Below are 8,129 nucleotides of genomic sequence, written 5' to 3'. Positions count from 1 at the left end.
GCCCGCGCCGCACGCCCGCCGCGCCGCCGCCCGACATCCTGGCGCAGCTTGCCGCCGCCCGCCCAGCGGCGCCGGCCGCCCTGCCGCCGCCCTCGGCCGAGCAGGAGGCCGAGCGGCGCCATGCCCAGCTTGCCGTTCTGGCTGGCCTGCTGGCGGAGCCGGAGGCCGCCTACCGCCCCGTCGCCATCCTGCAGCAGGAGTTCAACCTGCGCTGCCGGATCGGGATGCTGCCCGGCCGGCCGCCGGACCTTGCCGGCTTCCGCCGCCTGCTGGCCCTGGCCCGCGCCGGCATCAGTGCGGCGACCGAGGTGCTGCCGGCCTGGCCGGCGGTGGCGGCGCAGGCCGATTCCCTGCCGGAAGACCTGCAGGCCGTGTACCTGCTGCTGGCGCGGGCGGCGCTGGAAGGCGCCCCCTGCCCCAATGATGCAACCATCGCTGAAGCCTGCGGCAGCCGGTCGCTGACCCGTGCCCGGCGCGTGCTCGGCTTCATCGAGGCGCAGGGCGCCATCCTGCTGCGCCCGGATGCCGCCGGCCACCGCATCGTCACCCTGCCGGGCCCGGGTCTGGAGACCGCGCCGGGCGATCCGGAAGCCGTGCCGGCCTGAGACCGCCCGAGGACGGCGGATGACCGTCCATGCCCGGCGCCACGCGCCAAGTGTTGCGGGTGCCCGGGCGAGCCTGGCCCGTCGTGGCGGCCCTCACCCCCTTCCGCGATCCGGTCCGGGGCCGGCCGCGGAGGCGGTAGGCCTTGCCTGCCGGGTCAGCACGAGGGCCACCGGCGGCCCGGTACGGGCAGGAGGCGCCCCCCCGGCCCGCGGCCCGGGCCGACAGCGAGCCGAGGCCGATGCATTGCCGCGCCCGACGACTGGCGGATGGCGGATGGCGGATGGCGGATGGCGCCGTACCCAGACCCAGCCGGCGCCAGGGCGGATCCCCGGGTGGCAGGATGCCGCCACCGGGATCACGTCGCGGTGCGGCTTGCGGCCCAGTGGGGCGCGCGAAGCCGCGGCCTAGACCCCCGGCTTCCAGGCCGCCTTCGGCCGGCCAGGGCGTTGCGGCGGGCCGGCATGGCCCGGGCGCGGCAAGGCCCCCGCGCCGGATGTGCGGGCCAGGATCCAGCGATGCGCCGGCACCTCCACCCAGCGCCAGGCGCACCAGCCCACCGCCAGCGTGGCGACGAAGCCGGCCGCCATGATCGCCAGGCTGCCGGCAAAGCCCGGCTGCAGCAGCCGGATGGCCCCGACCACGCCGACTTCGACGAAGACCCAGCCGAGATAGATGCCGAAGGACGCCTCCCCCAGCCGCAGCAGCAGGCCCGGCCGGGCCGGCGCGGTGGCGCGCAGCCCGGCCTGCCAGACCGCCAGCATCACCCCCGCCAGCCCCAGCACCGCCAGCGCGTCCTGCCACAGCCACAGCCCCGCCGGCAGCGCCGCGGCCGCCAGCCAGGGCAGCGCCCGCGGCATCCGTCCTTCGGTCGCCAGCCTGCCGAGACCGAGGCCGATGGCGAATTCCAGCCCGAACCGCACCAGTCCGAGATGCAGCGTGTGGTTCAGGCTGTTGTTCGGCGGATGCTGCGCCAGCAGCCAGAGCCCGGCGAAGCCCAGCACCGGCACCAGCGCCGCCAGGCTGCGCGGCAGCCGCAGCAGGCCGGCGAGCAGCGCGGGAAAGGCGAGGTAGCCGGCCCATTCCACCGACAGCGCCCAGGACGGGTAGTTCCAGCTGAAGCGCTCCGTCGTCTCCCAGCCGTTCAGCAGCAGCATCTGCAGCACGAAGTCGCGCGCGGCGAAGCGGTCCGGGTCGTTGATCGGCACGCCGAGCGCCGTGATGACGGCGACCAGCAGCGCCAGCGCCAGCAGCGCGGCGAGGTGCAGCGGCCAGATCTTGGCGACGCGCCGCAGCAGGAAGCGCCCGATGCCGGCGGCGCCGCGCGGCGGCCGCGTGCCGTAGCCGAGCCAGAGCGCGAAGCCCGAGAGCAGGAAGAAGCCGTCCACGCCGAGATAGCCGTGCCAGAGCAGCGGCCCGGCCCAGGGCCAGCCATCCGCGACATGCAGGGGCAGGTTGAGGTGGTAGAGCACCACCCAGCCGATCAGGAAGAAGCGCAACCGGGTGAGCCCCGCATGCCGCGCCGCCGCGTCCGTCGCTGGCCTGGCTGTCGCCGCCATCATCCCTCCCGCCATCCTGCCTGACACAACCCTGATTTGGCCCAGGTCCGGGCGATATGGGACAACACCGTTGCATGAACATCGCTCTCTCGCCCGCGACGCAGCGCCTCATCGCGCTGCTCGGCGCGGCCTTCCTGCTGCTGGGCGCGGTCGCGATGCCCCTGCGCATGCTGCAACTCGTTCCCGTGATCGTGCTCGGCCTCGGCGCGCTCGCGCTCTACCAGTTCCCGCGGGCGCTGGCGGCCGTCTATGTCGCCAGCCTCGCCTTCGGCCTCGACATCCAGCTCGAAGCCTCGGCCGGCATCGGCGGCTCGCTCGGCGCCGCCGGCCTCAAGACCATTCCCTTCGCCCTCGCCGGCCTGCTGCTGCTGCGCTACGGCGTCTCGCGCGAGATCAATTGGCCGTTCATCACCTGGACGGCGATCGCCGGGCTGAGCCTGGCGATCCTGCCGATCGGCCAGGTGGCGTCGAACAGCGACATGCTGCGCAGCTTCATCGGGTCCGCCGCCCCCTTCGTGCTGGCCTTCGCCGTGGCGCCCAGGCGCTTCTGGACACTGCTGATCCGCGGCGCCGCCATCCTGCCCATCGTCAGCGCGCTGGCCGGCTTCGTCGCCGGCACCATCGGCTTCTGGCCCACCTTCGACATGGGCGGCCGCTTCCAGGGCCTGCACACGCCGCCCTTCCTGGCCGGCTTCTGCGTCACCGCGGTCTTCGCCGCCACGCTGGAATACCTGCGCGGCTTCCGCCCCATCTGGCTGGCGGTCGCGGGACTCGACCTCGCCATCCTGCTGCTGACCCAGGCGCGGGCGCCGCTGATCGCCACCGGCATCTTCCTCGGCCTGGTCTTCCTGCTCTCGGGCCGCGACATCTTCCCGCTGCGGCGCAAGGTGGACATGGTGATGGGCGGCCTGGTCCCGGGCCTGATCATGCTGGGGCCGGCGATCTACTATGCGCTGGGCCGTTTCACCGAGATGGCCGGCGATGCCTCCGGCCGCGACATCATCTGGCCCTACTTCATCGACGCCATCAAGGCGCGCCCCTTCTTCGGCTTCGGCCTGGGCGCCGGCAAGCTGATCGTGAACCCGGAAGACCCGACGATCCGGCTGCTCGGCAGCAATGCCGCGCACAACGAATACCTGCGGCTGTCGGTGGATGCCGGCATCGTCGGCTGCGCCGCCATCTTCCTGTCGATCATCGCCTGGATCTGGATCGGGGCGCGCAAATGCCCGCCGGCGGAGCGGCTGGTGCTGCGGGCGGCGCTGGTGGCGGCGCTGCTCCATAGCGGCTTCGACAACACGCTGATCGCCAGCACGGCGCTGATGCAGTTCACATTCTTCACCGCCGCCATGGCGCGCGGCCGGGCCGACATGCGCGAGAGGGCGCCGCGGCCGCGGCAGCGGGAGGCCGGGGGGATGTCGTCGACCCTGGCGAGATACGGCCGGGCCTGAGCCCGCGATGCGGCCTGGGTCGGCCGGCGCCGGTCGCTAAGCCCCGGCCCGCCGTGCGCCTTCCGGCGGGGGGCCGGGGCTGGCGTACCGCCAGGCCCGAAACTGGGGCCGGCCGGATGATGATGCCCGCCACACGGCCCGCGCACCGACCGGGCGCGTGATGCCGCCATGCGGCCATCGGGACTGCCCGACGCGGCGACGGGGCCGCGTCACGTCCCCGGCTCAGCCGCGGTCGGCGAAGCCTCGGGGATGGGCGGAATGCCAGGCCCAGGCGGTACGGACGATGTCGTCCAGCGCGGCATAGCGCGGCGCCCAGCCGGTCTCCGCCCGCAGCTTCGCCGAGGAGGCGACCAGGACCGAGGGGTCGCCGGCGCGGCGCGGGCCGAACCCGTGCGGCACGGCGCGGCCGGAGACGCGCTCCACCGCCTCGATCACCTGCTTCACCGAATAGCCGGTGCCGTTTCCGACATTGTACCGCACGCTGCGTCCGTCCAGCCGGTCCAGCACCCGGACATGGGCATCGGCCAAGTCCAGCACATGGACATAGTCGCGGATGCATGTGCCGTCCGGCGTCGGGTAGTCCGTGCCGAAGACGGTCAGGGGCGGGCGGGTGCCGAGCGCCGCGCCGATCGCCAGCGGGATCAGGTGGCTCTCGGGCTCATGGTCCTCGCCGATCCGGCCCGCCGGGTCGGCGCCGGCGGCGTTGAAGTAGCGCAGGCAGGCGGACCGCAGGCCATGCACCTGGTCGGCCCAGCCCAGCGCCTTCTCTACCATCAGCTTGCTGTCGCCATAGGCGTTGGTGGGGGCGAGCTCCGCTTCCTCGGGGATCGGCACCTGTTTCGGGTTGCCGAACAGCGCCGCGGTGGAGGACAGGACGAAGCGCAGGCAGCCGGCCTTCACCGCGGCATCCGCGACCGCGAGGCTGGTGGACAGGTTCTCAGAACAGTAGCGCAGCGGGTCGCGCATGCTCTCCCCGACCAGGGAGAGGGCGGCGAAGTGGAACACCGCGTCGAAGCGCCAGGCGGCGAAGACCTCGGCGAGGCGCCGGCGGTCGGCTATGCTCTCCTCGATCAGCGCGACGCCGGGGGGCACCGCTGCCCGGTGCCCCTGCCGCAGGTCGTCGATGACCACGACCTCGGCCCCACGCTCCACCAGGGTCAGGACCAGGTGGCTGCCGACATACCCGGCGCCACCCGTGACGAGAAACCGCCGACCCTGCATGCCGTGCCCCTATTCCCGGAAATAGCCTCCATACCGCGGGTGATAGACCTCGGCATCCGCATAGCCGGACCGGCCATGCACCTTGGCGTCCACCTGGGTGAGCGCGGCGCCCACCACCCGGGCATGCGCCTCCTCCAGTAGGCCAAGAGAGTTACGCACAACCGAACGCGGGGTATCGCGCCAGCGGACGCAGAGCAAGGTTGCATCGGCCAGCCGGGCCACCACCCGGGCATCGGCCATGGCCAGGGCCGGCGGGGCATCCAGCACGATCAGGTCGTAGTCCCGCCGCACCCGGTCCAGCAGCCCGGCCATCGCCTCCGACATGAACAGGCCGAGGGAATGGATCTCCGCCGCCCCGGCCGGGATGTAGTCCAGGGAGGAGAGGTGGTCGCGGCGGATGATCCGCTCCAGCACCGCCTGCCCGAGCAGCAGGTCGGTCACGCCCGGCGCCCCTTCGCAGCGGAAGACCCGGCCGAGCGAGGGCTGCCGCACGTCGCAGTCGATCAGCAGCACCCGCTCCCCGTTCATGGCGGCGGAGCGCGCCAGCGCGACCGAGGTGGTGGTCTTGCCCTCGCCCGGGCGGGCGGCGGTGATGACGACGACCCGCGGCGGCTCCGAGCCCAGCCAGAGCGCGGCGCGCAGCGTCCGCATGCTCTCGGCGAAGGGGCTCAGCGGCTTGCGGACCACATAGTCCTCCACCCGGTGGCGGCCGAGCAGGCCGCGCCGCAGCATGGGCACCAGCGCCAGGCAGGGCAGGCCGAGCCCGGCGCGGATCTCGTCGCCGGACCGCAGCGTGCTGTCCGCCTGTTCCAGGAACCAGATGATCAGCAGGCCGAAAAGCGTGCCGAGCACGGCGGCGGCCACCACCATCAGCATGGTCTTCGGGAAGCTCGGCGATCCCGGCAGGGTGGCGGGCGAGAGCACCCGCGCATCCGCCTTCTCGATCGCCGTCTGGGCCACGGTCTGCTGCGACCGCTCCAGCACCGCGCGCAGCAGGGTGCGGCTCGCCTCCGCCTCGCGCTCCAGGGCCGCGACCTGGATCTCGGCGCTCTGGCTCTGGTTGACCCGGGCCTCCTGCAGCCGGAGCGATTCCTCGAGGCTGCGCACCCGCGCCCGGGCCTCCCGCGCCGAGGCGTCGAGCGCCTGCACCACCCGCCCCGTCTCGGAGCCGACGGAGCGTTCGAGGTCGGACAGGCGCGACTGCGCCGCCCGCACATCCGGGTGGTTGGGACCGAGCGTCGCCGAGAGCCGGCCGAGCTCCGACCGCGCCTGGTCGCGCGCCGCGCGCTGCTGCACCAGGTTGGAGGAGCCGAGCGCCGTCATGTCGGCACCGCCTCCGGCGCCGCCGCGCCCGGCATTCAGCCGCGCCTCCGCCTGGGCGAGCATGTTCCGCGCCTCGACCAGGTCGGTGTTGATCTTGCTCACCTGCTCGGTCGACAGCGCCGCGCTGACGCCGCGGGTGAGGCCGGAGGCGGAGCGGATCTCGGCGATGCGGTTCTCGGTCTGGCCGAGCTCGCGCCGCAGCTGGCCGACGCGGCTGTCCAGCCAGTCATTGGCCCGGCGCACCGCGTTGAACTTCGCCTCCAGCTGGTCGGCGATGTAGAGGTCGGCCGCGGTGTTGGCGATGTCGGTCGCGAGCTGCGGCTTCTCCGAGGTGAAGCTGATGGTCAGCACGCGGGAGTTGCGCACCACCTCCACCTTCATCTTGTCGCGCACCGCTTCGGCCGCGGCAATTTCCGCGCGCTCCTCCGGCGGGCGGGGCGGGATCGGCTCGGGCGCGACCAGCTCCGCGAGGCTCGGCGAGATCGCGTTCAGCCGCTGCGCCAGCGCCTCCGACCAGCGGTAGCGCAGGCTCTCGGCCCGCTTCGACTCGCCGGCCCACCAGAAGAACTCGTCGTCGTTGGTCAGGTTGTACTGCCGCACCAGCCGGCGGGCGACGGACAGGCTGCGGATCACCTCGATCTGGCTCGCCAGCACCGCATCCGTTGTCGTCTCGTCGCGCAGGATGCTCTGCAGCTCGCGCGCCGCGTAGTCGGTCGGCTCGAACATCACGGTGGCGCTGGAGGTGTAGCGCGGCGTCAGCTGCTTCGCCGCGACGAAGGCCGCGACCGGGAACAGCAGCGCGCAGAGGATCAGCACCCAGCGCCGCCGGCGGAGAGCCGCCAGCAGCGCCGCGACCGTCATGCCTTCCGGCTCGATCGGGGAAGCGATAGGGGCCGGGGTCCGGAGCGTCGGGCGCTTCTCGGATGGCGGCCTGGACTCAACCGGTCTGTCGAGCATGCTGGTTGCGTCGTCCCTTCGCGGCAGCGCAGATCGAGGCGTCGGTGCATACGCGCCGGGTCGTTGACGGGTCAATCAACGCGGCGGCGAACATCGCCGCGCCCGTCAAACAACGGCGTGATGAACCACCTGCGCAAGGAAACGCGAATGTGCTCCCGGCAAAGGCTCTGGCACACAACGATGCATGAGGATCGCGCCGCCGCGCCGCACTGCCTTGCCTGACGCCGCCGCCGCCTGGACGCGCGACATGGTCGCGCCGTATTCGCGCGACAGCGTCCTGGCCCAGGGGCAGGGCAGCATCGTGGCGGATGCGAAAAGCCGTTGCGTGCCGCATCCGCGCGCCACCCTCGGCGACGCGACTTCAACCCGCGCGATCACGCGCGATACGGGAAGGGAAGCCTGACGATGATTGCACGACGCCTGATCTGGACGCTGCCGCTGCTGGCGGTTGCCGCCTGCGGCGGCCCGGGCGCCGGGCTGCCGCCCTTGCCCGACGCGACGCAGGCCGCCTATCGTCTGGGTCCGGAGGATCAGGTTCGCGTGACCGTGTTCAATGACCCGCGACTGACCGGCGATTTCCGCGTCTCGGACGCCGGCACCATCGCGCTGCCGCTGGTCGGCACCGTGGCGGCCTCCGGCCACACGACGCAGGAGGTCGAGCGCGGCATCGAGCGCGAGATGAAGCAGAAGAACCTGTTCCGCGACCCGAGCGTCGCCGTGCAGGTCACCAGCTACCGGCCGATCTTCGTCCTCGGCATGGCGGAGAAGCCGGGCCAGTTCCCCTACCAGCCGGGCATGACGGCGCTGACCGCCGTCGCGGTCGCCGGCGGCTTCAACTACCGCGCGATCCGCGACTACGTCTCCGTCACCCGCATCGGTCCGGATGGGCGGCCGGCGGAATACCGCGCGACGCGGGAAGCGCTGGTGCAGCCGGGCGACGTCGTCACCGTCTTCGAGCGGCGCTTCTGACCGGCGCGGGCGCCCCGCCGCCCGGCGCGGCGCCCGCATCGCGGTGGCG

Annotated in this window: 6 protein-coding genes and 1 pseudogene; 4 read left to right on the top strand and 3 right to left on the bottom strand. The window is 73.0% G+C overall.

Features of this window, described 5'->3' with window-relative positions; genetic code table 11:
• Positions 1-605, top strand: a pseudogene (locus E2C05_RS32850) (ATP-binding protein); the annotation flags it as partial.
• A 405-nt stretch (positions 606-1,010) separates the two neighbouring features.
• Here the strand turns inward: E2C05_RS32850 and E2C05_RS07015 are convergent.
• Entirely contained in the window at positions 1,011-2,162 is a 1,152-nt protein-coding gene (locus E2C05_RS07015) for an acyltransferase family protein (protein ID WP_205082751.1), read from the bottom strand.
• 74 nt (positions 2,163-2,236) lie between these two features.
• Here E2C05_RS07015 and E2C05_RS07010 point away from each other — a divergent pair, with 74 nt between their 5' ends.
• Positions 2,237-3,610, top strand: a complete 1,374-nt coding sequence (locus E2C05_RS07010; RefSeq protein ID WP_133218898.1) for an O-antigen ligase family protein — start codon at positions 2,237-2,239, stop codon at positions 3,608-3,610.
• A gap of 222 nt (positions 3,611-3,832) precedes the next feature.
• On the opposite strand, the gene galE is transcribed toward E2C05_RS07010, so the two are convergent.
• Together galE and E2C05_RS07000 are read right to left on the bottom strand one after the other, a co-directional pair.
• On the bottom strand, positions 3,833-4,831 hold the full coding sequence (galE, locus tag E2C05_RS07005) for a UDP-glucose 4-epimerase GalE (protein WP_133218897.1): 999 nt from the start codon (positions 4,829-4,831) through the stop codon (positions 3,833-3,835).
• Between the two features lie 9 nt (positions 4,832-4,840).
• A complete protein-coding gene (locus E2C05_RS07000; RefSeq protein ID WP_158291985.1) occupies positions 4,841-7,015 on the bottom strand; it encodes a GumC family protein in 2,175 nt (724 codons plus the stop codon).
• A 280-nt stretch (positions 7,016-7,295) separates the two neighbouring features.
• On the opposite strand from E2C05_RS07000, the gene E2C05_RS06995 reads away from it, so the two are divergent.
• Complete coding sequence (locus tag E2C05_RS06995; RefSeq protein WP_133218895.1) at positions 7,296-7,514, top strand: hypothetical protein; 219 nt, start codon at positions 7,296-7,298, stop codon at positions 7,512-7,514.
• Between the two features lie 2 nt (positions 7,515-7,516).
• Complete coding sequence (locus E2C05_RS06990) at positions 7,517-8,080, top strand: polysaccharide biosynthesis/export family protein (RefSeq protein WP_133218894.1); 564 nt, start codon at positions 7,517-7,519, stop codon at positions 8,078-8,080.
• Positions 8,081-8,129: the final 49 nt, after the last annotated feature.

Origin of the sequence: Paracraurococcus ruber, from assembly GCF_004353985.1 — a bacterium.
In the GTDB taxonomy this organism is placed as follows: Bacteria; Pseudomonadota; Alphaproteobacteria; order Acetobacterales; family Acetobacteraceae; genus Paracraurococcus; species Paracraurococcus ruber.
Note: the sequence above shows the minus strand (reverse complement) of the source record. Positions and strands in the feature narration are given on the sequence as shown.